Raw genomic sequence first — 25,608 nt, forward strand, 5'->3', positions numbered from 1 at the left:
TATTTTTGTTTTTATGGGTTATAACTGTATTGAAATAAGTTACAGTTTGTATTAAAAAAATAATTATTCAAATTTTCGGGTAAATTCAGCCAGTGTCTGCTCTCCCAACATGTTCAACATTGCATTTTCTGCTTCCATACTTAGTGCATGCAAATGATCGTTGATTTGCCGTCCGACAGGGCAAGCAGGATTGGGTGAAGCCAGTTCGTTTCCCAGCAGGCTTTGCGAACTTACTGTCCGGTAAATATCAGACAGATATATTTCATTCGCAGGTTTGGCAAGCATGCTGCCTCCGTTCTTTCCTTCCTTGCTTATGACGAATCCATGCTTACGAAGGTTCGACAATTCTTTTCGCACCAATACAGGATTGATGTTCATGCTGCCTGCCAGATAGTCGGAGGGCATCCATTCTCCGCTGTTGCCAGCCAGCAAAACAAGAACATGTATTGATATTGAAAATCTGCGATCGCTCATACTGTAATATTTTTTATTACAGTACAAAGGTAATGATATTTTTTATTCTACAAATAAAACAGCCGACAAATTGATTGTTTTTCTGATTTTAATAGAATGTCTATTATTTACAATCAGTAAGTTAATAATGCGAATCAGTGGTTGAAATTATATGTTCTATTATTTTCTACTGCGTGCAATCACATATTGCTTGCATTCCTTTTGGCCTAAGCCCCAAAAGGAATCAAAAAGTCTTTAGCGCCCCGCTTCATAGGACGACCCGTTAGAGGGCTCAAAGGCTAAACAAAAAAACTCGCTCATAACTTTTGCATAATACGAACCGATAGCTAAGCTCAAACACGTTTTTGTTTTACGCCTTTCTCTCCCTACGGGTACCCCGTCCATAAAGCTAACGGCGCGGGCTGACGCACGATCTGGAGACGGAGTAGCTCCCGGAGCTGTTTCGTGGGCAGAAGATTTTATCCCTTCACAAAATGGCATCCTTATCAGTCTCAACTGTGAGGACATAACGCGCTCTTTGACGACTATAGAGGCAAATGGCGGTAAAGTGATGATCTCGAAACAAAAATAGAGGCGGAGGGAAGAGGTTACTTCTGTGTCTTCTCTGACAGCGAGGGTAATCTTATCGGGTTGTATTCCGATAAATAATCCTGTACTGTAGATTTATAATGTATGAAAAGAGTGGTTGGTTTCTACTGTATAAGGATCAGCTACTCTCTGTGTTCATTCACCCTCGAATATTTCCAAAGAGAAATTGTTTCCGTCAAATACGCCATACGAGAAATAGTCGATCCAGTCTCCGAGAATAGCTATTCTGCTTGTGGATGATAACATCAGGTCGAGCATGATGTGCCGATGCCCGAATACAAAGAAGTTAATGCTGGGGGCTACACTGAGGTGCTTTTTCGCAAAGACTACCAGATGTTCTTTGTCTTCGCCGAAATATTCGGGAGTGGTATGCTTCACCCTGTTGTGGTGTGACCACCATTGGGCAAATCCTACTGTCCAGCGAGGATGGACAGCAGCATAGGCTATACGGCACAGTTTACTGTGGAATATACTGCGTAATATTTTGAAAGATGTAGAGTCGTCTCCCAAACCGTCGCCATGAGCCATGAAAAACTTTTTACCGTATATCTCTCTGATAAGCGGCTGTAAATGAATGGTCATTCCACACTCTTTACTGAGGTAGTCTGTAACCCATATATCGTGATTCCCGATGAAGAAATGTACTTCTATTCCCGCATCGGTGAGTTCTGCTATTTTCCCTAATACCCGAACGTAGCCACGCGGTACTACGTTTTTGTACTCGAACCAGTAATCGAAGATATCGCCCAGCAGATAAATGGCTTCGGCATCCTGCTTCACCATATCGAACCAGCGGCATAGCTTGCGTTCTACTTCATGCTGAGGTGGATAGCGGCCGTCTTTTATCTTGGCTGTAGGAAGTGCTATTACCTGGTGCTTGTCGACATTCTTGTTATGGAATGGCGAACCCAGATGAACATCAGACAGAAAATAGACTTTTTTTTCCACTTCGCTCACTTTTATTACAGGAAACCCAATTCAAGCTTAGCTTCTTCACTAAGCATGTCTTTGTTCCACTGAGGTTCAAAAGTAAGGTTGACGAGTACGTTGTTTACTCCTTGTACCGATTCTACTTTGTAGCGTACATCTTCGAGGATAAAATCTGCTGCCGGGCAATTAGGGGCGGTCAGCGTCATTGTGATGGTCACATTCTTATCATCGTCGACTTCTACTTCATAGATAAGACCGAGATCATATACATTGACAGGTATTTCGGGGTCGTAAACAGTCTTCAACATATTTACTATTTTTCCTTCCAGTTCTAATAAATCGCTCATATATAAACTTTTTTGTTTGTAATAAACACTTATCCGAAGATGATAGTTTATAACAGTTCTATATTGTGGAGCAAAAGTAGTGAAAAAAGATGAGAAAATAATTATAATCTGCCCTTGTCCAGATAACTATAGTAGGAATGATCGCAAACAATAATATGGTCGAGCAACTGTATCTCCATAATTTTTCCGGCTTCTTTCAGACGTTTGGTGATGTTGTCGTCATCTGTACTCGGACTACTGTTCCCCGATGGATGATTGTGGCAGAGTATGATAGCCGATGCCAGATTGTCTATCGCTTCTTTCATTATCATACGTATGTCTACAACTGTGCCACTGATTCCGCCTTTGCTTACCTGTATCTTTTTCAATACCCTATTTGCCCTGTTGAGTAATAATACCCATACTTCTTCGTGCCTGATGTCGGCCAGTACAGGATGAAGCAGCTGATAGGCGTCCTCACTCGATGTGATTTGTGGTTGTATAGCTATCTCCGATAATTTTCTGCGTTTACCCAACTCCATAGCCGCCGCTATGGTGATTGCTTTCGCTTCACCTATGCCGTTGAAATTCTTTATCAGGGTGTTGATTTCCTGTTTGCCCAATGTATTCAGATTATTGGAAACGCTATGCAGGATACGTTGTGCCAGTTCCACAGCCGTTTCGTTCTTGTTTCCCGAACCGATGAGAATACCGAGTAGTTCCGCATCGGAGAGGGCGGCAACTCCCTTCAGCAGCATCTTTTCGCGAGGGCGATCTTCTTCCGCCCAGTCTTTTATATTGAGTTTCGGTTTATTCTGCATCTCCTATCTGATTGTTAAAACTTGACAAAGTTGACACTTTTTTCTCATTTTTCGTATAATCGTAAGTAATATTTCTTTTGTTGGTTATGAAGTTAAGATAGCTCCTATATATATATAAGAGATAAAGTTGCCCCTGCTTATATCCTCATATTATAGATAAAATAAAACTAAAAGCATAAACGCGAAAAGCCAACCCCGAAAGGCTGGCTTCTTTTATCTTTGTACAACAGGGTCGTTATGCCTTTACGCGCTCTACATACGATCCGTCAGCTGTGCTGATTTTGATCTTATCACCTTCGTTGATGAAGAGTGGAACACGTACTTCTGCGCCCGTTTCTACAGTTGCAGGCTTCAATGCGTTAGTCGCTGTATCGCCTTTCAGTCCCGGCTCGGTATAAGTCACTTCCAGAATTACGTTCTGAGGCATTTCGGCAGTCAGTACGGTTTCAGTTTCGGCATGCACCTGTACTTCTACCATGTCACCCTCTTTGAGGAAAGCCACACCGGCTATCATGTCTCCGGCAAGAGAGATTTGCTCGAAAGTCTCAGTGTTCATGAAATTATATCCCATATCATCCTTATAAAGGAACTGATAAGGACGTCTTTCAATACGCACTTCGTCCAGTTTTACGCCTGCATTGAATGTTTTTTCTAATACGCGTCCGGTAGTAACGCTTCTCATTTTTGTGCGGACAAAAGCTGCTCCTTTACCCGGTTTTACATGTAAAAATTCGATAATAACATAGTATTGCCCATCTATGTCGATGCACATACCATTTCTTATATCTGCTGTAGTTGCCATTAAAATATATTTGTTTGTTTATAAAATTCTCGAGCTGCAAAGATAATAAAATACAATTATGAGTTATGAATTATAAGTTATAAGTTAGGCTTTTTTGGTAAAAACCACTTATCCTTAAATTCATAACTCATAATTTATAACTTATAACTATTTCACAAATCCTCTGTTTTTCAACAGATTTATTGGATTAGGTTCTGCTCCTCTGAATTTTTTATACAATGTCATCGGCTCGTCCGATCCGCCTTTCGACAGAACGTTTTCACGGAACGATTTAGCTGTTTCCTGATCGAATATGTTGCCTTTCTCTACAAAAGCCTGGAAAGCATCCGAATCGAGCACTTCCGACCACAGGTAGCTGTAATATCCCGACGAATAACCACCACTAAAGATGTGTTGGAAATATGTACTTCTGTAGCGAGGTATGATTTCATCTATCAGTCCTATTTCTTTCATGGCATCGGCTTCGAATTTGTCTACGTCCATATCTTTTACACCCTCTATATTTTTAGGATTGAAGTTAGGCGCAGCAGTCAGAGTGTACCATTTCATATCAAGCATCGCGGCAGCTACCAGTTCAGTAGTGCGGAAACCCTGATTGAAATAGCCTGCATTTTCTATCTTCTGTATTAGTTCGTCAGGTATAACTTCACCTGTTTCGTAGTGTTTTGCATACATTTTCAGCACTTCCGGTTCGAATGCCCAATGTTCCATTATCTGTGACGGAAGTTCTACGAAGTCGCGTACAACAGCAGTTCCGGATACGCCATAATAGTTACATTTAGAAAGTAGTCCGTGAAGTCCATGTCCGAACTCATGGAACATAGTTTCTACCTGATCGAGCGTCAACATGGCAGGTTTACCATCTGTCGGAGGGTTGTAGTTACCCACGTTGTAGATAAGCGGGTGAACGTAGTCTCCTTTGAATACTTCCTGTTTGCGGAAGCTGCTCATCCATGCACCCGGACGTTTTCCCTGACGAGCATAGTCGTCAAAATAGATGAGTCCTATAAGCGAACCGTCAGCATCGCTTACTTCGTATGCTTTTACATCCTGTTGGTACACAGGAACGTCTGTTCTTTGTTTGAATGTGATACCGTACAGTTTATTAGCAACAGCAAATACGCCTTCGCGTACATTGTCAGCTTTGAAGTATGGTTTCAACGCATCTTCGTCCAATGCATACTTTTCTTTACGTACTTTCTCTGCATAGTACCACCAGTCCCAAGATTCGATCTTTATGTCCTGTCCTTCTTTTTTAGCAATAGCTTGCAGGTCGGCAAGTTCTTTCTTAGCCTGAGGCAGGGCGTATTTCCAAATATTGTTCAACAGACCCATCACATTGCTTGGATTTTTAGCCATTGTCTCTTCAAGTACATAGTCGGCATGCGTATTATATCCGAGTATGTTGGCTCTTTCCAGTCTGAGACTTACTATTTTCTTGATATTGTCTTTGTTGTCAAATTCATTTCCGTTGTCACCACGCATGTACATAGCTTTGTATAGCTTTTCGCGCAGTTCGCGGTTGTCGGCATATTGAAGGAATGGTTCCCAGCTTGGTTTGCTCAGTCCAAATACCCATTTGCCTTCCAGCCCTTTGTCTTTTGCGGCTTTCGCTGCTGCAGCTATTATACCATCAGGCAAGCCGGCAAGGTCTTCTTTTTTGTCTATTACCAACTGATAATTATCAGTTTCTTTCAGCAGATTCTGGTTGAAACTCAACGAAGCAGAGCTTAGCTCTTTGTTTATTTCACGCAGACGAGCCTGTTTAGAACCGTCTAGCAATATACCTGAACGAACAAAGCCTTTGTATGTCTTGTTAAGCAACATTTTTTGTTCGGTAGTCAGTTTAGCTACACTGGTTGTGTCATCATGAACAGCTTTGATACGCTCAAACAGCTTCTCGTTGAAGTTGATATTGTCATAATGCTCGGTACGCATAGGGGTAATTTCTTTCTCTATGCTTTGGAATACGGAATCAGACATTGTTCCGGTCATAACGCTCAATACTGCACCGACCCTATCGAGCATTCTGCCCGATTCGTCCAATGCAACGACTGTATTTTCAAATGTTGGAGCTTCCGGGTTGTTTACAATGGAGTCTATCTCTGCATTGTGACGTGCCATGCCCTCTTTGAATGCAGGGAGGAAGTGTTCTGCTTTTATCTGGTCGAATGGAGGAACACCGTTAGGTGTACTAAATTCGGAGAAAAAAGGATTGTCCGTTCCTTTATTACTTGTGGAATTACAAGAATAAATCATAATTAATAAACTAATAATAAACAGTAACTTTCTCATACGATAAAGTAATAGATTTAAATTAAAGAAAATGAATCAATTTAGGACAAATGTAAGTAAAATTTGCTCTTTGTTGAAATAATTGGACGAGTATATGGTGAAAAATCGCTTCGAAATGCTATTGAACATAGAAAAAGGTTATTTGTTTGTTGAGTAGCATGTAACATCATCATTCAGCTGATATAACTTCACCGGATATGAAAAATGAAAGAATAGGCGGATATTCCGATTAATTTTCTTAAACTTGTGAAAGCAATTTTTTAGATTATGAATAAAATATTTAGAAAACAGAATCTGCTGTATATCTTTTTGTTAGTAACCGTTGCTATATTTACTCAATGTGGTGGCAGTGTAGATAGTCAGCTCGAAAAGCTGGCAAAAGAATCGAACGAAAGAGGTCCGAGAATGTTGGATCAGTGGACACGACTCGACAGATGCGAAGCTGTTAAAGGGAAGTCAATCAGGTATTATCATACGGTGTCAGGTATAGAAGTTACTGATACTACTTTGTTCAAGACTAATCTGAAACCTCAGATAGTGAGAACTACAAAAACAAGCCCCGATTCGCGTTTTTTCAGAGATAATGAAGTTTCTATGCAATATATATACAATGATAGCAACGGAAAATACCTTTTCTCGGTATTGGTAGCACCCGAAGATTATAAAAATTAAAATATACTATGATTTTAGACAGTTTAAAAAATGCAGAGGCTTATTACAGTTTGCACCCTCTGTTCAAAGAAGCATTTGAGTACATCAAATCTGTAGACTTTTCGAAAGTAGAAGCCGGCAAGACTGAGCTAAGGGGTAAAATCCTGTTTGTTGGCGTTACCGACAGCGATATGAAGACCGAAGAAGATGCCAAAATGGAAGTTCATAACAAATATATCGACATTCAGTTGCCGATCAGTAAGCCTGAAACTTACGGATGGAAAGCCCGCGCAGAATTAAAAGAGGAGCGCGACGCATTCAATGAAGAAAAAGATATACAATTCTTTTACGATAAAGGCACTACTCTTGTGACTGCCGTACCCGGCGATTTCGCTATTTTCTTTCCGCAAGACGGGCATGCTCCGTGCATAGGGGAAGGAAAAGTACGCAAGGTAGTAGTGAAAATAAAACTATAAAACTAATTATAAATGATGAATTGCGAAGCAATCTCCTTTACCAGTTTTCAAATTCATAACTTATAATTCATAACTCATAATTCTTATCTTATGCTTAAACTGATAAAAAATGACCCATGGCTTAAACCCTATGCGGAAGCTATCGAAGGACGTTACAATTATGTACAGAAAAGAGAGTCTGAATTAACAAATAACGGAAAGATTTCCCTTTCGGAGTTTGCATCGGGCCATCTTTATTTCGGTTTGCATAAGACTGCCCGTATGTGGGTTTTCAGAGAATGGGCACCCAATGCGACAGCTATATATATGGTCGGAGATTTTAACGGCTGGCAGAAACAGGACGAATATAAGCTGAATCCGAAAGATGGCGGCGAATGGGAATTGAAATTGCCCCATAGCAAGATGAAGCATGGCGATCTGTTCAAACTTATTGTCTGTTGGGACGGAGGAGAAGGCGAACGCATACCTGCATGGGCTACGCGTGTAGTGCAGGATGAGCAGACTAAAATATTCAGCGCTCAGGTGTGGGACCCGAAAGAACCCTATCAGTTCCGAAAGAAAACTTTTAAACCAAAAACTGATCCGCTACTGATCTACGAATGTCATATAGGTATGGCGGCAGAGCAGGAAAAGGTAGGCACATATGAAGAGTTCAGAATTAATATTCTGCCCCGCATAAAGGACGACGGTTACAATGCTATACAGATAATGGCTATTCAGGAGCATCCGTATTACGGATCGTTCGGGTATCATGTGTCCAGCTTTTTTGCGGCGTCATCCCGTTTCGGGACGCCCGACGAACTAAAACATCTGATAGACGATGCACACGAGTTGGGGCTGGCCGTAATTATGGATATTGTACACTCTCATGCTGTGAAAAATGAGACAGAAGGTCTTGGACGTTTCGACGGTTCCTATTCCCAGTATTTCCATGAAGGCAGCAGGCGCGAACATCCGGCTTGGGATTCTCTTATTTTCAATTATGGTAAGAGTGAAGTGATACACTTCCTGCTGTCGAACTGTAAATTCTGGCTCGAAGAATATAAATTCGACGGTTTCCGATTCGATGGAGTAACTTCCATGCTGTACTATAGTCATGGATTAGGAGATAATTTCTCCGGTTATCCCGATTATTATAATGGCAACGAAGACGAAGACGCTATCTCCTACCTGACATTAGCCAATAAGCTTATTCATGAGGTAAACCCGAAAGCAATTACCATTGCCGAAGAGGTGAGTGGTATGCCCGGACTGGCTACTAAGATAAAGGACGGCGGCTACGGCTTCGATTACCGCATGGCGATGAATGTTCCCGACTATTGGATCAAGATAATAAAAGAAAGAAAAGACGAAGACTGGCATCCTACAGGCATTCTTTGGGAACTGACTAACCGACGCGAAGATGAGAAAACGATCACTTATGCCGAAAGTCACGATCAGGCTTTGGTAGGCGACAAAACAATTATATTCCGGTTGATAGATGCCGATATGTATTGGTATATGTCGAAGCATTACGGCAGTTCGTACATGACGGACAGAGGTATTGCCTTACATAAGATGATCCGTCTGGTAACGGCATCCACCATGAACGGTGGCTATCTCAACTTTATGGGAAATGAGTTCGGACATCCCGAGTGGGTTGATTTTCCGCGCGAAGGTAACGGATGGTCGTATAAATACGCTCGCCGTCAGTGGTGGCTGGCCGATAATAAAGACCTGAAATATCATTATCTGGGCGACTTTGATAAAGCAATGTTGCAACTGATCTCATCAGTTAAACATTTCGAGAAAAATCCGGTGATCAGGCTTTGGGACAAGGATGAGGATCAAGTGCTGGCATATATGCGTGGCGATTTACTATTCGTATTCAGTTTCAATCCGAATCAGTCATTCTTCGACTATGGATTCCTCGCTCCCGAAGGAAAATATAAAGTGGTATTGAATACAGACTCCCATCTATATGGTGGAAATGACCTGATGGATGAATCGGTAGAACATTTTACTGTACATGACGAATTATATGCAAAAGACGGTAAAGGCTGGCTGAAGTTGTATATACCGGCACGTACGGCATTTGTGTTGAGAAAGATGGATTAATTATAGGAGCGGTGCTTTAAATTTGGAACAGTATAGGGGTGACCATTAAGGCCACCTCTTTATTTTTTGCGTTCAACGTTAAGTATTAGCTTATCGTTGAATTGTTCCAGTAATTCTTCTTTCGAAAAGCCATATATTAGCGTGTCGATAAAAGAATTCTCATAACCATCTTCCTTTAGCTGACGAAGACTATATTCACTGTCTGTTTGGTGTGAGTGTAGATAGAAATAAACAGAGTCATCTGTTACGTTCATTACCTTCATCAGACTATAGCTCTTGTCAGCTCCGTATTCGTATATATCATTCACTTTAGGAGCAGTTATATACTCTTTGGTGGCTTTCTCTTTATTTTTGTTATCGATGGCAATATATCCCAATAGTGTAAATATAAGAGCTATGCCAACGAAAGTACCTGTCCACATCCATCTGGGAGATTTTATGCTATCCCGAATCTCTTTGCCCACAGGTATCTCTTTATTAGAGAATACTTTGGCGCAATTATTGCATACGGGTATAAATTCTTTTTGTTGAGGAACGGATGGAATCCAGAAAAAGCATACATATTCTTGTCGCAGAATAACCTCAATGGAATGCTTTGCTCCACAGTTCGGGCAATTGATTGATGTGGATAATGGGTTGCTTACGAATGATTTAGCGCTAAAGATAATAAACATAGTATATGGATTTTTTTAACAATGCAAAAGTATGCAAATATTTATATAAAGAGGATCCATATAGAATAAAAAAACGGATAATTCAGTGAAGCTCGTATAGGCTGTCTGATAGTGCCTCTTGTGTCGAAGATGAAAATCATAGTTTTTAGTACTTTTGTGTTTCGGGACAAATACATTCAATATCCGTATTCAGGCTTACTCTCCCTATTCCGAAAATAGATAAAGAATAAAATGAATAGATGAAGAGCCAAAAAGTTTGATTACTTTTGTAAGGACGTTTTAAAAAAATACAATATATTATTTTTATAAAGATCAAATGAAGTTATATCCGTTAAAATTTAAATCAATCCTTAAAGAAATTATTTGGGGAGGTAATGAAATATCTAAGTTCAAGGGGATCACTCCTGTACAAGAGGGAGTAGGAGAGAGTTGGGAAATATCCAGTGTAGAAGGCAATGTGTCGGTAGTAGCCAATGGCGAGCTGGCAGACAAAAGCCTCAGTGAGATAATCGCTACATATAAAGAGCAATTGGTCGGAAAAAAGAATTTTGAGACATTTGGTACTACTTTTCCACTGCTGATCAAATTCATAGATGCCCGCGATAATCTGTCTATACAGGTTCATCCCGATGATGAACTGGCTAAAAAAAGACATAACTCGTTCGGAAAAACAGAAATGTGGTATGTAATAAATGCCGCATCCGGAGCATTCCTGTACTCAGGTTTTGAAAAGCAAATGACTCCCGATTCTTATGTCAAAAGTATCGAAGACAACACTTTCGTAGATTCATTGGCAAAACACGATGTGAAAAAAGGCGATGTGTTTTTCCTTCCTGCCGGACGTGTACATGCTATCGGAGCCGGAACATTTATTGCCGAAATACAACAGACATCGAATATAACATACCGCATATACGACTACAACCGTAAAGATGCCAACGGTAACGGCCGCGAACTGCATACTGAACTGGCAAAAGATGCGATCGACTTCAAATTGTACGATAATTATCAGACAGCATATACACGAAAAGAAAATCAGCCTGTTTTGTTAGAATCATGCAGATACTTTACAACCAACCTGCTGGAACTGACAAAAGATATAACAAGAGACTATTCCGAAACTGACTCATTCGTAGCCTATATTTGTATGGGTGGAGCTTGTACTATCAGAGACGATAAAGGAAATGACCTGTCTGTAAAGCAAGGGGAGACAATCCTGTTGCCTGCCGATACCCAAAGTGTATGTGTGAGCCCTGAGGGTAGTGTTTTGCTTCTGGAAACTTATGTGTAATGGTTGTTAGTTACTTCGCCCTATGGGCAGTTATAAATAGACGAAGCATTTCGTAAACTTGTAACTTGTAGCTCGTAACTCGTAACTGAAAAATGAGAGGAATACTATTAGTCAATACAGGTAGCCCGAAGACATGCGACAGGAAAGACGTTAAGTTCTTTATTCGTTCCATGTTGTCAGACCCCTATGTAATGACTGTTCCCGACTGGTTTCGCCCTATCTTGGTGAACGGTATTATTATTCCTTTGCGACAGTTTAGTTCCACAAAGCACTACGAGCAGATTTGGGATCAAAATTTAGATGATTCACCCTTGCTGCATCATGCTAAAAAGTTAGCAGAAAAGTTGGAGAAGCAAACCGAAATGCCGGTAGAGGTAGCGATGCGTTACGGACAACCCAGCGTACAATTGGCACTGGAGCGTCTGATGGCTAAAAACGACAGGTTGCACGAAGTTGTTGTGTTCCCCTTGTTTCCTCAGTATGCAGAGTCGTCTTATAAGACGGTGATCGACCATGTAGGAAAAGTTTTCTTCAAACGCCCTTATCCGTTTAGATTAAAATTTATAGAGCCTTATTTTGATCATCCGGCCTATATAGAATCGCTCGTGACAAGCATAAAACCCTATATTCAGGACGATTTCGGTAAACTGGTCTTTACCTTCCACAGCCTTCCATTAGATCATGTGGAAGCAGGATGGAAAAAAGGAAAAGAATTCGACTACGTATATCAAACTAAAGAAACAGTCCGTTTGGTACTAAAAGAATTAAACTTGGATACGAAAAGGATGCCTCAGGTTTACCATTCGGCAATGGGTAGTAAATGGCTGAAACCCGATCTGGACGAAACAATAAAAGAACTGGCCGAAGAAGGGTTGCGAAACATAGTCGTAGTTGCACCTGGATTTGCAGCCGACAATCTGGAAACATTATATGACATCAATATAAAGACACGCGAATTATTCCTTAAAGAAGGAGGAAGCCGTTTTTCATATGTACCTTGTCTCAATAGCGAAGATCACTGGGTAGATGCCGTAGTCAAGATTATATCATAAACACGACAACACGAATACATGAAGCGTATTTTATTTTTTAACGACAGCCTTGTAATGGGAGGAACAGAAGTTCTTTTGGTTGATCTGCTGAATCATCTGGTGACCAAAGAATGTGAAGTTACGTTGTTGCTACCCGAGCATTCCGATGAGAATGTGTTGTTGAATAAAGTTTCGCCAGCCGTATCTGTAAAGTACTTATACCCCGATGCCACATCTTACTTCTGGAAGAAGATTAACGAGAATGTAATGATCTTCTTTCCCCGTTTGTTTGCGCGTCAGAAAGGAATAGATGAATCCGACTACGATGAGATTGTATGCTTCAAAGAAACATTCTTTGCACGTATTTTCAGCAGAATGAGTATTCGTAAAATACTGTGGATACATAACATCATCTATAAAAGAAAGTACGAAGCCCACTCCTTTAGGGAAAAACTTTCCGTATGGCTGAATAAGAAACAATTGAAACGGGTACAACAGTCTTACGACCGCTTCGATGAGGTGATCTGCGTATCCGATGCAGCAAAGAATGCTTACGTAAATGTTCTGCATGACGGAAAACAGCCAAATCAGGATATACGTGTGCTGTACAACGCCATAGATATGTCCAAGGTTGTAGAGAAGTCTAAAGAGTCTATTATAGATCTTCCGCAGGGACGCACAAATTTTATACTTATAACTCGTGTCTCACCCGAAAAACGTACCGACAGGCTGCTAAATGCAGCAGCAAAGTTAAAATCGGAAGGTTATGATTTCCATGTCTATATACTAGGCGATGGCATGGATAGCCAGTACATGAAAAATGAACTTGTATTGAAAGGTCTGGATGAAAACATTACACTGAAAGGACGTACAGATAATCCGTTTCCGTATATATTACAGAGTAAGTGGTCTTTATGTGTGTCTGAGCGCGAAAGTTTCTCATTGGTATTACTTGAATCTATGGCACTGAAAACACCTGTAATCACGACAAACTGTGGCGGGCCGAGTGACGTCGTAGACGGAGGTAAATACGGTATTCTGGTCGATAACAGTACCGAAGGTGTATATCAGGGTATGAAGATGGTACTGGACGATCCGGCGCTATCGGTCAGATATAGTGCCGAACTGGACAAAGCCGTAGAGCGTTTCGACTATAAAGGATGGCTTCAGAGTGTCTATAAACTACTATTGTTAGATTAATCACTTTGTTAGAATATTAGGACGAAATATTAACAATTTCATAAACTTTTCAACAAGTAAGACATTGTTACACAAATTTAACATTCGAATCCTGTTTTTTATTACTTAATTTGTCTTCAAAAAGCTATTGTAAATTTTTATGGGTAAAATAATTGCACTTGCCAACCAAAAGGGTGGCGTAGGGAAAACAACAACTACTATCAATTTAGCAGCATCCTTAGCTGCACTGGAAAAAAAAGTCTTGGTGGTAGATGCCGACCCTCAGGCAAACGCTTCTTCCGGATTAGGGATAGATATCAAGAAGGTAAACAAGACTATTTATGAGTGTCTTATCGGCTCGGCTTCACCTAAAGAAGCGATTGTGAAAACCGAAATAGAACGGCTCGATGTAATACCGTCCCATATAAATCTGGTCGGGGCCGAATTGGAAATGCTGAATGTGGACAACAGAGAAAAGCAGCTTGCAGAAGTACTTGTACCATTGAAACCCGATTATGATTATATACTGATAGACTGTTCCCCGTCATTGGGACTGATTACGGTAAATGCCCTTACGGCTGCCGACTCTATCATTATACCTGTGCAGTGCGAATACTTTGCACTCGAAGGGATCAGTAAATTGCTGAATACGATAAAGATAATAAAGAATAAGCTGAATCCGGCTCTCGAAATAGAAGGCTTCTTGCTCACCATGTACGATGCACGTTTGCGTCTGGCAAATCAGATATATGAGGAAGTAAAAAGCCATTTTCAGGACTTGGTATTCACCACTGTTATACAGCGCAATGTGAAGTTAAGCGAATCACAAAGTTTTGCCCAGCCGGTACTGGTTTACGATGCAGCATCGAAGGGTTCTGTCAATCATATGCAACTGGCACAGGAACTTATTGAGAAAAATTCGTAACTTTGTAGATCTGTTTAAACATATAAAAAATTAATATGGCTAAAAAAATGGTTCTAGGACGGGGGTTAGATGCCCTTATTACCATTGATGAAGTGAAAACTGAAGGCTCATCGTCGATCAACGAAATAGAGCTGTCAAAAATACAGGCTAACCCCGATCAGCCCCGCCACATCTTTGATGAGGAGGCGTTGCAGGAGCTAGCCACATCTATTCGTCAGATAGGAGTTATTCAGCCCATCACGTTACGTAAGGTCACTGACGATTCTTATCAGATCATTGCCGGAGAACGCCGTTACAGAGCTTCTTTACTAGCCGAGCTGAAAACAATTCCGGCTTATATAAGAACTGCTGAAGACGAGAATGTGATGGAAATGGCGCTGGTCGAAAACATTCAGCGCGAAGACCTGAACTCGATAGAAATCGCTTTGGCATATCAGAACCTGATAGAAACCTATAATCTTACACAAGAGCGCCTGAGCGAACGTGTAGGAAAGAAACGTACTACGATAGCAAATTACCTTCGTCTGCTGAAACTCCCTGCCGAAATACAGATGGGGATACGCGACAAGAAAATAGACATGGCACATGCCCGCACACTGGTAGCGTTGGAAGATGCTGCTGCTCAACTCGAGGTTTACGAACTTATCCTCGAAGAAGGATTGTCTGTTCGTAAGGTAGAAGACTATGTGAGAGCTATAACAAAGGGTGAGAAGTTGGAAGACCTGCTCAAAGAAGAGAAGGCTGTAGAGACTGTGAAAAAATCCGGTGTAAAAAAAGCAACTCCACAAGAATTTGAAATGCTAAAAAGCCACTTGTCGAAGTTTTTTTCTACAAAGGTGCAGCTAACCTGTAACGAGAAAGGAAAGGGCAAGATAAGTATTCCGTTTGGGTCGGAAGAAGAACTGGAAAGAATAATTACTATATTTGACCAGTTAAAGAAATAAAAAGAAAGATATTTCATATATAATATATGAGGAGAGGGTCGATAATTTGTCTGTTGTGTATATTAGGAGGAATATTTCTTTCATTAGGCGCACAGGAACCTCTTGTTCGGGACTCATCCCGTGTGGAGACGGTACAGCCGGTACTCATGGATGAGAAAAACCGGATAATATTGGATACCATTTCACCCGTTGTAGGTGAAAAGAAGATAGTTTTAGCGGATTCTATCATTTTTAACAAACCTGAATTTAAACCTGATTCGAAAAAAGCAGTCATATATTCTGCTATCTTTCCGGGACTTGGGCAAATATATAATCGTAAATATTGGAAATTGCCTATTATATATGGTGGGGTTTTAGGTCTCACATATGCTATAACATGGAACGGAAGGGTGTACGGAGACTATAAGCAAGCGTATAGCGATCTGGTATTAGGTACAGGAACGAGTTATACGAATTATCTGCGTGTAGGTATGGCTGTTGATGATTACCCTGGAGGTCGAGACAGTTTTGCTTCGGCACTGAAGCGTAAAAAAGACTTCTATCGCCGCAACAGAGACCTGGCTATAATAGTTGCTGTAGGAGTTTATGCATTGTGTATGCTCGATGCTTATGTTGACGCTGAGCTGCACGATTTCGATATGTCTCCTGATCTTTCACTGAGAGTCGTACCCGCAGTATGGATGCCGACCTCATATTCTAAAATGGCCGTAGGCCTTCAATGTAGTATAAATTTTTGAGTAAGCAGTTTTTTTATCTCGTAATGAAAATCCTGTGTATCTCATAACAAGACACTTATGCTGAAAAAAATAATTTTTGCAGGACTTTTCCTCGGTAGCACACTTATGGTGGCGGGGCAGTCCGGTCGCAGGCAGATGTCTGTAAAAGATACGATAACAGATCGTTCGATCATGTATCCGGTAGATATGGAACGCAACTACGACCAACTCCTTTCAAGATGGAGTAAAGATGTAAAGTATGCGGATGATTGCCGCTCTAACTTTGACGGTGCTATATCGTTTCACGATTCAGTCTATATCAACCGATTGTACTCATTGCCGACGAGAATGGAATTGGTATTCAATCCGGTTGTGCGCGACTATATCGAAATGTATGCAGGCCGCAGGCGCAATCAGGTGAGCTATATGCTCGGTCAGGGAAAATATTATTTTCCGCTGTTTGAAGAAGCGTTGGACAAGGAAGGACTTCCGCTAGAACTTAAATACCTGCCGGTCATAGAGTCGGCGCTCAATCCTATTGCCCGCTCGAGGGTAGGAGCAACAGGATTGTGGCAATTCATGGCCAGTACAGGGAAGATGTACGATCTGGAAGTGAACAGCCTTGTAGACGAACGCCGCGACCCTCATAAGTCGACGGATGCTGCCGCCCGTTACCTGAAAGACCTGTATGGTATCTATGGTGACTGGAATCTGGTAATCGCAGCTTATAACTGCGGACCGGGTAATGTAAATAAAGCGATCCGCCGTAGTGGAGGACAGACCGATTATTGGGCTATATACCCATATCTGCCGAGAGAGACCAGGGGGTATGTACCTGCATTTATTGCTGCTACATATATTATGAATTATTATGATGAGCATAATATCTGTCCTGCCGAGTGTGCTAATCCGGCATCTATGGATTCTCTGGTGATCAATAAGAACCTGCATTTTCAGCAGATATCGGATGTGATAGGAGTTTCGATGGACGACCTTCGCCAATTTAATCCGCAGTTTAAGAACGATATTATCCCCGGCGATTACAAAGGATATTCTTTGAATCTGCCTATGAGTAAGTTATCTGCATTTTTGGATAAACAAGATAATATCTATGCCTATCGCTCTAATGAGTTGCTTACACATCGTAAAGTTGCCGGTCTGGATGTGGTGAGTGGAGGAAGCTCCTCTTCCAGTAAGGTTGTCACACACAGGGTGAAACGTGGTGATACGCTGGGGCGTCTGGCTAGTCGCTACGGTGTTACCAGTAGCCAGATAAAAAAGTGGAATGGATTGTCCTCTAGTAAATTATCAGTTGGCAGGCGTCTCAAGATATATCGTCCTGTTCCTAAAACAACAGAAAATGTATCGACAGATGTAGAATTAGCATCAAACACCGAGTCTATAGACACATCAGATGCACCGGTTTCGGGATTGACCAAGACTGTTACTGTGCCTAAAACAACAACAACTTACTACAAGGTGCGCAAAGGTGATACATGGAACGGGATAGCACGCAAAAATGGTGTGACCGTAAACCAGATTAAGAAATGGAACGGAATTAAATCCAACAAACTGATTGCCGGAAAACAACTGAAAATACAGAAGACACAATATGTAGAAGTGCAGGAGCAGGTACATCTGCCTGAGCCTGAGTTGCCAACTGTAATGATGGATTCTACATATACAGCCGATCTGATAGACGATTACCTGAAAAATATAGTGCGTGACGAATCTACACTTCCTATAGTCCGGATAGCCACTACCGATTCGGAAGATGATGCTGATGCAGAACGCAGAAATAGCAACGATAATAAAATAATCTACCATAAGGTGAAGATCGGAGAAACCATCACGCAGATAGCTTCACGATACAATGTGTCGAAAAAAGAAATCATATCGTGGAACAAGCTTTCGTCCAGCATGGCTAAAGTCGGTCAGCGATTGCTGATAATCTTGCCCGATCAGCCCGAAAGCGGTGTGATGCGCAACGGTGCTGAGGCTACAGCACACAGAGCTATTCTTTCAGCCTATCAGTAGATAGAAAAATATTATAAGTATAAAATCAATTTTAATAGAGACACTTACCTTTATTAAGATTGATTTTTACTATTTTTGTTTCCTTACTCAAAACTTATGGCAAAAGAGGATACACATACTCAAGATGATCTTTTGATTGAGCAGGAATTCAATGCTCTTATCGACGATTACCTGAAGACTAACCACAGGCGTAAGGTCGACATCATTACAAAAGCTTTTTTATTAGCAAAAGAGGCGCATAAAGGTGCACGCCGGCGTTCGGGCGAACCCTACATTCTGCATCCTATAGCGGTGGCACGTATTGCCTGCGGCGAGATCGGGCTGGGCTCTACCTCTATTTGTGCGGCACTGCTGCATGATGTGGTTGAAGATACCGAATACACCGTAGACGATATAAAGGTGTTGTTTGGTGAAAAAATAGCACAGATTGTGGACGGGCTGACAAAAATCTCCAGTGGAATGTTTGGTGAGAATGTATCTGCTCAGGCAGAGAATTTCCGCAAATTGCTGCTCACTATGTCGGACGACATACGCGTGATCCTTGTCAAAATAGCCGACCGCCTCCACAATATGCGTACCTTGGGTTCGATGGCTCCGGCCAAACAATATAAGATAGCCGGCGAAACTATGTATATCTATGCTCCGTTGGCACATCGTTTGGGGCTGTTTGCCATAAAGACGGAACTGGAAGAATTGAGCTTTAAGTGGGAAAATCCGGAAGTATATAATGATATAGAACTAAAGCTGCGCGCTACTCACAATCTGCGTGCAGGAGTATATTCACATTTTGCCGAACCTGTGATCGAAAAGCTGAACGAATTGGGATTCAGATATGAGATCAGGGCACGCGAAAAGTCTGTTTATTCCATTTGGAACAAAATGCAGGCTAAAGGAGTCCCTTTCGAAGAAATATACGATATTTTCGCAGTCCGCATTATATTTGAGAACGAACCCGGCATAGATGAGAAAAAGCGATGTTGGGATATTTATTCCGTTATTACAGATATATACAAACTTCGCCCCGACAGGATAAGGGATTGGGTGAGCCGCCCCAAATCGAATGGCTATCAGGCATTGCACCTGACGGTAATGGGCCCCGACGGGCAATGGATCGAAATACAGATAAGAAGCCGCCGGATGGACGATATAGCCGAAAAAGGCTTTGCCGCACACTGGAAATATAAAGAAGGTAAGATAGAAGAAGACACCGAACTCGATAAATGGCTAAAAACCATTAAAGAGATACTGGAAAGTCCGAGCCCGAATGCAATGGACTTTCTGGATACAATCAAACTTAATCTTTTCTCACAGGAAATATTTGTATTTACACCTAAAGGTGAAATACGCACGCTGGCACAGGGAGCTACAGCACTCGATTTTGCATACGACCTGCACTCCGATATAGGAGACCACTGCATAGGGGCAAAAGTAAATCACAAGCTTGTTCCGCTCAGCGAGAAACTCAATAGTGGGGATCAGGTCGAGATACTCACATCGAAGACACAACACCCTAAACCCGAATGGCTGGGGTTGATCACTACAGCAAAGGCACGTACCAAAATAGAATATGCCTTGAGGAAAAGCAGGCGCGAGATGGTTAAAAAAGGAGAAGAGATACTCACCAATACCTTCAAGGATGCTTCTATGGAACTGACACCTGTTGCCATCGACCGCATGATGGACTATTATCAGAAGGTAAACAAAGAAGACCTTTTTTATGCTATCGGAAATAATGATATCGCACTGCCGCAAAGATTGGAAAAACTGTTGGTGCTAAAACGGCAAAATCCCGATAATCTGCTGCTCAAATATATGAAACAGGCATTTCATGTAGTGAAGAAGTCAGATAAGGACAAAGCCGAAAAGCCGACAGAATACGAACCTATCGACCCGAAGAAAACATATATCCTCGAAGAAGATTCATTCAGTAAAAATTTCAGAATGCCTACCTGTTGCAACCCGATACCGGGTGATAAAGTATTCGGTTACATCAACGAAGACAATGAGGTAGATGTGCATAGTATTCATTGCCCTGTGGGGCTCAAACTGAAAGCCAGTCATGGCGATCATATCGTGAATCTGGAATGGGGCAGTTATACTCAGTTTCCTTTCCTTTCTTCTATTACAGTAACAGGTATCGACCGTATGGGGATGCTGAGTGATATATCCAAAGTGATAACGGCAGGATCTTTAAACATAAAGAATCTGAATATAGAAACGAACGATGGTATTTTTGAAGGCCGTATTGTTGTCTATGTTCACGATGTTAACGATTTGCAGACATTATGTTCCCGCATCGCTAAGATAAAAGGTGTGAAGGCTGTAAACCGAAAACAGGGGCTTTGATCTTCAACTTCGTTAGTGCATTGATATTTATATGTATATTAATGACTGAAATTTTGGAGTAAAAAAATATTTTTATTACTTTTGTATCCGAATAAAAGAGGGAGAGGAGGCTATGGCTTCCTCTTCGTTGTTCTTAAAGGTGATAATGATAGATAAGGATTTAATAAAAAATATTACAGAAGGCTTCTTGCTGGGGACAGATATGTTCCTTGTCGAGGCATCTGTAAGGCCCGGAAATATTATCGTTGTAGAAATAGATAGCGAAGAAGGGGTAAGCATAGATGACTGTATTGCGCTAAGCCGCAATATAGAATCACAACTGGATAGAGAGAAAGAAGATTTTGAACTCGAAGTGGGTTCTGTGGGCATTACTTCCCCATTCAGGATTCCGCGCCAATATAAGAAAAATATAGGTAACGAAGTGGAAACACTTACCAAATCGGGGCAAAAACTATCGGGCATACTCAAGTCTGCGGACGAAAGCAGCTTTGTGCTAACCATCACTAAGATGGTGAAGCCCGAAGGAGCAAAGAAAAAAGTCGCAGTGGAAGAAGACCTTTCATTTGCGTTCGATGAAGTGAAATATACAAAATACTTAATAAGATTTAAATAACTGTTATGGCTAAAAAAGAAGTTATTAGTCTGATCGATACATTCTCGGAATTTAAAGAGTTGAAGAATATCGACAGAATGACAATGATAAGCGTTCTTGAAGATTCGTTCCGCAATGTGATAGCGAAACTATTCGGATCGAACGACAACTACGATGTAATTATCAACCCCGATAAAGGAGACCTCGAGATATGGCGCAACCGTACTATTGTAGAAGACGACCAACTCGAAGACCCTAATATAGAGATTTCACTTACCGAAGCCAGAAAGATAGACGAAGACTTCGAAGTGGGAGAAGAGGTTACCGATGAGGTTTTCTTCGAAGACTTTGGTCGCCGTGCTATCTTGAACCTTCGCCAGACACTGACTTCAAAAATTCTGGAACTTCAGAAAGAAGGGTTATATGCCAGATATAAAGAAAAAGTAGGAGAAATAGTTTCGGGAGAAGTATATCAGATATGGAAGAAAGAAATATTACTTCTCGATGATGAAAAAGAAGAACTGTTGTTGCCTAAAACAGAACAGATACCGAGCGACTTTTTCCGCAAAGGAGAGCATGTACGTGCTGTTGTAGAAAGAGTGGATAACAAAAATAACAATCCGAAAATTATCCTGTCGCGTACTTCGCCTGTCTTCTTGGAAAGACTATTAGAAATCGAAGTGCCTGAAATAATGGATGGGTTGATCACAATAAAGAATATAGCCCGCATACCCGGCGAACGTGCAAAGGTAGCCGTAGAGTCGTACGACGAACGCATCGACCCTGTAGGAGCCTGCGTGGGTATGAAAGGATCGCGTATTCACGGTATCGTTAGAGAGTTGCGTAACGAAAATATCGATATTATCAACTATACACCGAACACCAATCTTTATATTCAGCGTGCTTTGAGTCCTGCTAAGATCACTTCAGTGAAGCTGAATGAAGAAGAACGTCGCGCCGAAGTATTGCTGCGTCCCGAAGAAGTTTCCCTTGCTATCGGTAAAGGTGGTTTCAATATCAAACTGGCCAGTATGCTGACCGGTTATACCATCGATGTTTATCGCGATATAGACGATTTCGACGAGGAAGATATCTATCTGGATGAGTTCCGTGACGAAATAGACGGATGGGTGATCGACCAGTTGAAAAAAATTGGTTGTGTAACAGCCAAGAACGTATTGGCGACAGACAGAGATAAGTTAATACAGGAAGCCGACCTCGAAGAAGATACAGTGGATGAAATACTGAATATTCTGCGTGCTGAATTTGAGGATGAGGACGAAGCCTGATTTGGTTATTCGCTGATTTCTTAATACTTTTGTATCCGGAACAGCGTTGCAGATAAATAACTTCAGGCAAAATATTCACCGGTTCACTGTTCATTTTTAGAATTAAAGAAAATATATGTCTATAAGATTAATAAAAATATCAAAAGATTTGAATGTAGGGATCAGCAGTTTAGTTGAATTCCTACATAAAAAGGGCTTTGATGTGGAATCAAACCCGAATACTAAAATCGACAGTGAACAACAAGAGTTGCTAGTGCGCGAATTTGGTGATTCTTCCGATCTTGACGCCTTTTTCCAGAATAAGAAAGAAAAAGAAAGAGAGAAAGAAGCCGCCAACTCTAAGCCGGAGCAGGTAGAGCCGGCAAAACCAGAAGAAAAAACTCACGAAATAAAAACAGAAGTACCCGAATCTATAAAACCACACTTTCAGGTAGTAGATAAAATCGATTTGGATGCTTTGAACAGGCCTAAGAAAGTAGAGGTGAAAAAAGAGGAGGTGAAGGAAGAAAAGCCCGAACCTGTAGCGCAAGCTGAACCCACACCGCAGCCGGAAGTTGCCCCTAAAGCAGAACCAAAAGCCGAGCCGGTAGCAGAAGTTGAGCCGCAACCCGAACCAAAGCCACAGCCTGAGCCCGTAAAGCAAGAAGAAAAATCAGAACCTGTGTTGATAAAGGAAAAGGAAGAAGAAGCGGAAGGCTCGGTTGCTGCCGAGAAACCGGAGGTAGGCGAAGGAACCGGATCGGACGATGTGTTCAGGCTAAACAAGGCTACGATAAAATCGAATATTGTAGTGAAAGGTACTATCGATCTTAGTTCGATAAACGATAAGACCCGTCCTGCCAAAAAAACAAAGGCCGAAAAAAGAAAAGAACGCCTTGAGAAAGAACAACAAGACCAGAAAAAGGTTAAAGATAATACAGTCCGTCTATTGAAGAAAGAAACGGACGAAGAAGCTAAGAAACGTAAAGCCGCAGAAGATAATGACGATGCGAACAAGAAAAAACGTAACCGCATCAAAAAAGGCAAAGTAGATATTGAGAAAGGCGTACCTCAGGGTGGCGGAGGCCAACACCAGAGTGGAGACCGCTCGAGACATAATCTGCGTAAGCCTGTTATCAAGCAGGCTGTGAACGAAGAAGACGTTCAGAAGCAAATAAAAGAAACATTGGCACGTCTGACCGGAAAAGGCGGAAAGAACAAGGGTGCCAAATACAGAAGAGAGAAGAGAGATGCCGTTTCCCAAAGACAGCAGGAGGAGCTGGAACAACAGGAACAAGAAAGCAAAATTCTGAAAATAACAGAATTTGTTACGGCTAACGATCTGGCCAATATGATGAACGTACCTGTGGTGAAAGTAATATCTACATGTATGAGCATCGGTATTATGGTATCCATCAACCAGAGACTCGATGCTGAAACTATTAATATTGTAGCTGAAGAATTTGGATTTAAGACCGAATATGTAAGTGCAGAGGTAGTTGAAGCCATCAATGAAGAAGAAGACAGAGAAGAAGATCTGGAATCTCGCGCGCCTATCGTTACGGTGATGGGGCATGTCGACCATGGTAAAACATCACTACTCGATAATATTCGTCAGACAAATGTGATTGCCGGTGAGGCCGGAGGTATCACCCAGCATATCGGAGCATATAATGTGAAGCTGAAATCGGGTCGCCGTATCACATTCCTCGATACACCGGGACACGAAGCCTTTACGGCGATGCGTGCACGTGGTGCTAAAGTAACGGATATTGCTATTATTATAGTTGCAGCAGACGATAATGTGATGCCTCAGACAGTGGAAGCTATCAACCATGCTTCTGCGGCAGGTGTACCTATTGTTTTTGCTATTAATAAGATAGATAAACAGGGTGCAAATCCGGAAAAGATAAAAGAGACTCTTGCAGGTATGAATTACCTTGTAGAAGAATGGGGTGGTAAATACCAGTCGCAGGATATCTCTGCAAAACAAAATGTAGGAGTAGACGAATTGCTCGAAAAAGTATTGCTCGAAGCAGAATTGCTTGATCTGAAAGCAAACCCTAACAGGCGTGCAACAGGTTCGGTGATAGAGTCGTCTCTCGACAAAGGACGTGGTTACCTTTCCACAGTGCTTGTAGAAAACGGTACCCTCAAAAAAGGAGATATCCTTTTGGCAGGTACTTACTACGGGCGTGTAAAAGCGATGTTCAACGAGCGTAATGTGAATATAGAAGAAGCAGCGCCATCTGCTCCAGCATTGGTGCTTGGGCTGAATGGTGCACCTCAGGCAGGAGATGTATTCCATGTGCTGGAAACAGAGCAGGAAGCTCGTGATATTGCGACTAAACGCGAGCAGTTGCAGCGTGAACAAGGACTTCGTACACAGAAAATACTTACACTCGATGATATTGGCCGTCGTATAGCGATCGGCAATTTCCAGCAGTTGAACGTAATTGTGAAAGGAGACGTGGATGGCTCGGTAGAGGCATTGGCCGACTCTTTGATCAGACTGTCGACCGAAGAAATTCAGGTAAATGTGATACACAAGGCAGTAGGTCAGATTTCCGAATCGGATATTGTGCTGGCAGCAGCATCGGATGCCATTATAATCGGATTCCAGGTGCGTCCGTCGCAAGCGGCTCGTAGGGCAGCAGAAAAAGACGGTGTAGAAATCAGGCTTTACTCTATTATCTACGATGCCATAGAGGAAGTAAAATCTGCGATGGAAGGTATGTTGTCTCCAGAGATAAAAGAGGTACAGACCGGATATGTAGAAGTACGCGAAGTGTTCAAGATTACAAAAGTGGGTACTGTTGCCGGATGTATGGTTAAAGAAGGTAAGCTTAAAAGAGCTAACAAGATACGCCTTATTCGCGATGGTATTGTGATCTATTCGGGAGAGCTTGGCTCACTCAAGCGTTTCAAAGACGATGTGAAAGAAGTTGCTGCCGGATACGAATGTGGTCTGAATATTCATAACTATAATGATATAAAGGTAGGTGACGTAATTGAACCATTTGAAGAAATAGAAATAAAGAAAACGTTGTAATATAAAATATTATACGTATCTTTGTTCCCAATATAACCTAAAGAAAACCAATTGATAGTTGTTGACAAGCAATCTTGCCTTGAAAGTCGGTGG

General features: G+C 41.6%; 22 protein-coding genes. 14 read left to right on the top strand and 8 right to left on the bottom strand.

From position 1 onward, the window contains the following. Nucleotides 1–63: 63 nt before the first annotated feature. The 7 genes from M2448_RS05390 to M2448_RS05420 all read right to left on the bottom strand — a co-directional run bounded on the left by M2448_RS05390 (nucleotide 64) and on the right by M2448_RS05420 (nucleotide 6,236). The gene (locus tag M2448_RS05390) at nucleotides 64–474 is read right to left on the bottom strand and encodes an Rrf2 family transcriptional regulator (RefSeq protein ID WP_280645527.1); all 411 of its coding nucleotides are present in this window, start codon (nucleotides 472–474) and stop codon (nucleotides 64–66) included. A gap of 234 nt (nucleotides 475–708) precedes the next feature. Beyond that, entirely contained in the window at nucleotides 709–954 is a 246-nt protein-coding gene (locus M2448_RS05395) for a hypothetical protein (protein ID WP_280645526.1), read from the bottom strand. A 243-nt stretch (nucleotides 955–1,197) separates the two neighbouring features. Then, nucleotides 1,198–2,010: a UDP-2,3-diacylglucosamine diphosphatase gene (locus tag M2448_RS05400; RefSeq protein WP_280645525.1), complete on the bottom strand. Its 813-nt coding sequence runs from the start codon at nucleotides 2,008–2,010 to the stop codon at nucleotides 1,198–1,200. A gap of 14 nt (nucleotides 2,011–2,024) precedes the next feature. Beyond that, nucleotides 2,025–2,339 carry an iron-sulfur cluster assembly protein gene (locus M2448_RS05405; protein WP_280645524.1) on the bottom strand — a complete coding sequence of 105 codons (315 nt, stop codon included), beginning with the start codon at nucleotides 2,337–2,339 and terminating at the stop codon, nucleotides 2,025–2,027. A 101-nt stretch (nucleotides 2,340–2,440) separates the two neighbouring features. Then, on the bottom strand, nucleotides 2,441–3,139 hold the full coding sequence (gene radC / locus M2448_RS05410; RefSeq protein WP_280645523.1) for a DNA repair protein RadC: 699 nt from the start codon (nucleotides 3,137–3,139) through the stop codon (nucleotides 2,441–2,443). A 235-nt stretch (nucleotides 3,140–3,374) separates the two neighbouring features. Continuing rightward, nucleotides 3,375–3,941, bottom strand: coding sequence for an elongation factor P (efp, locus tag M2448_RS05415; protein WP_280645522.1), 567 nt, complete (start codon nucleotides 3,939–3,941; stop codon nucleotides 3,375–3,377). Nucleotides 3,942–4,088: 147 nt separating this feature from the next. Next, on the bottom strand, nucleotides 4,089–6,236 hold the full coding sequence (locus M2448_RS05420) for a M3 family metallopeptidase (RefSeq protein WP_280645521.1): 2,148 nt from the start codon (nucleotides 6,234–6,236) through the stop codon (nucleotides 4,089–4,091). Nucleotides 6,237–6,503: 267 nt separating this feature from the next. Here M2448_RS05420 and M2448_RS05425 point away from each other — a divergent pair, with 267 nt between their 5' ends. From M2448_RS05425 to M2448_RS05435, 3 genes are all read left to right on the top strand, one after another. Beyond that, nucleotides 6,504–6,908 (top strand): hypothetical protein, encoded by a 405-nt coding sequence (locus tag M2448_RS05425; RefSeq protein WP_280645520.1) that lies wholly within the window; start codon nucleotides 6,504–6,506, stop codon nucleotides 6,906–6,908. A gap of 8 nt (nucleotides 6,909–6,916) precedes the next feature. Then, on the top strand, nucleotides 6,917–7,363 hold the full coding sequence (locus M2448_RS05430) for a YhcH/YjgK/YiaL family protein (RefSeq protein ID WP_280645519.1): 447 nt from the start codon (nucleotides 6,917–6,919) through the stop codon (nucleotides 7,361–7,363). Nucleotides 7,364–7,453: 90 nt separating this feature from the next. Beyond that, entirely contained in the window at nucleotides 7,454–9,460 is a 2,007-nt protein-coding gene (locus tag M2448_RS05435) for an alpha amylase C-terminal domain-containing protein (protein ID WP_280645518.1), read from the top strand. A 59-nt stretch (nucleotides 9,461–9,519) separates the two neighbouring features. Here M2448_RS05435 and M2448_RS05440 read toward each other — a convergent pair whose 3' ends face one another. Continuing rightward, nucleotides 9,520–10,134, bottom strand: coding sequence for a hypothetical protein (locus tag M2448_RS05440; RefSeq protein ID WP_280645517.1), 615 nt, complete (start codon nucleotides 10,132–10,134; stop codon nucleotides 9,520–9,522). Nucleotides 10,135–10,450: 316 nt separating this feature from the next. Here M2448_RS05440 and M2448_RS05445 point away from each other — a divergent pair, with 316 nt between their 5' ends. From M2448_RS05445 to infB, 11 genes are all read left to right on the top strand, one after another. Beyond that, entirely contained in the window at nucleotides 10,451–11,425 is a 975-nt protein-coding gene (locus M2448_RS05445; RefSeq protein WP_280645516.1) for a type I phosphomannose isomerase catalytic subunit, read from the top strand. 92 nt (nucleotides 11,426–11,517) lie between these two features. Next, nucleotides 11,518–12,477, top strand: coding sequence for a ferrochelatase (gene hemH / locus M2448_RS05450; RefSeq protein WP_280645515.1), 960 nt, complete (start codon nucleotides 11,518–11,520; stop codon nucleotides 12,475–12,477). A gap of 18 nt (nucleotides 12,478–12,495) precedes the next feature. Next, nucleotides 12,496–13,656: a glycosyltransferase gene (locus M2448_RS05455; protein WP_280645514.1), complete on the top strand. Its 1,161-nt coding sequence runs from the start codon at nucleotides 12,496–12,498 to the stop codon at nucleotides 13,654–13,656. Nucleotides 13,657–13,795: 139 nt separating this feature from the next. Beyond that, the gene (locus M2448_RS05460; RefSeq protein WP_280645513.1) at nucleotides 13,796–14,560 is read left to right on the top strand and encodes an AAA family ATPase; all 765 of its coding nucleotides are present in this window, start codon (nucleotides 13,796–13,798) and stop codon (nucleotides 14,558–14,560) included. Nucleotides 14,561–14,595: 35 nt separating this feature from the next. Further along, nucleotides 14,596–15,504 (top strand): ParB/RepB/Spo0J family partition protein, encoded by a 909-nt coding sequence (locus M2448_RS05465; RefSeq protein ID WP_280645512.1) that lies wholly within the window; start codon nucleotides 14,596–14,598, stop codon nucleotides 15,502–15,504. Nucleotides 15,505–15,530: 26 nt separating this feature from the next. Further along, the gene (locus tag M2448_RS05470; RefSeq protein ID WP_280645511.1) at nucleotides 15,531–16,241 is read left to right on the top strand and encodes a DUF5683 domain-containing protein; all 711 of its coding nucleotides are present in this window, start codon (nucleotides 15,531–15,533) and stop codon (nucleotides 16,239–16,241) included. 57 nt (nucleotides 16,242–16,298) lie between these two features. Then, nucleotides 16,299–18,257: a LysM peptidoglycan-binding domain-containing protein gene (locus M2448_RS05475; protein WP_280645510.1), complete on the top strand. Its 1,959-nt coding sequence runs from the start codon at nucleotides 16,299–16,301 to the stop codon at nucleotides 18,255–18,257. A 96-nt stretch (nucleotides 18,258–18,353) separates the two neighbouring features. After that, a complete protein-coding gene (locus M2448_RS05480) occupies nucleotides 18,354–20,603 on the top strand; it encodes a RelA/SpoT family protein (RefSeq protein ID WP_280645509.1) in 2,250 nt (749 codons plus the stop codon). A 145-nt stretch (nucleotides 20,604–20,748) separates the two neighbouring features. Beyond that, the gene (gene rimP, locus M2448_RS05485; protein ID WP_280645578.1) at nucleotides 20,749–21,216 is read left to right on the top strand and encodes a ribosome assembly cofactor RimP; all 468 of its coding nucleotides are present in this window, start codon (nucleotides 20,749–20,751) and stop codon (nucleotides 21,214–21,216) included. A 5-nt stretch (nucleotides 21,217–21,221) separates the two neighbouring features. Next, nucleotides 21,222–22,484, top strand: a complete 1,263-nt coding sequence (gene nusA / locus M2448_RS05490; protein WP_280645508.1) for a transcription termination factor NusA — start codon at nucleotides 21,222–21,224, stop codon at nucleotides 22,482–22,484. 115 nt (nucleotides 22,485–22,599) lie between these two features. After that, nucleotides 22,600–25,515, top strand: coding sequence for a translation initiation factor IF-2 (gene infB / locus M2448_RS05495; RefSeq protein ID WP_280645507.1), 2,916 nt, complete (start codon nucleotides 22,600–22,602; stop codon nucleotides 25,513–25,515). Nucleotides 25,516–25,608: the final 93 nt, after the last annotated feature.

The organism is Dysgonomonas sp. PF1-14, assembly GCF_029892965.1.
GTDB lineage: Bacteria > Bacteroidota > Bacteroidia > Bacteroidales > Dysgonomonadaceae > Dysgonomonas.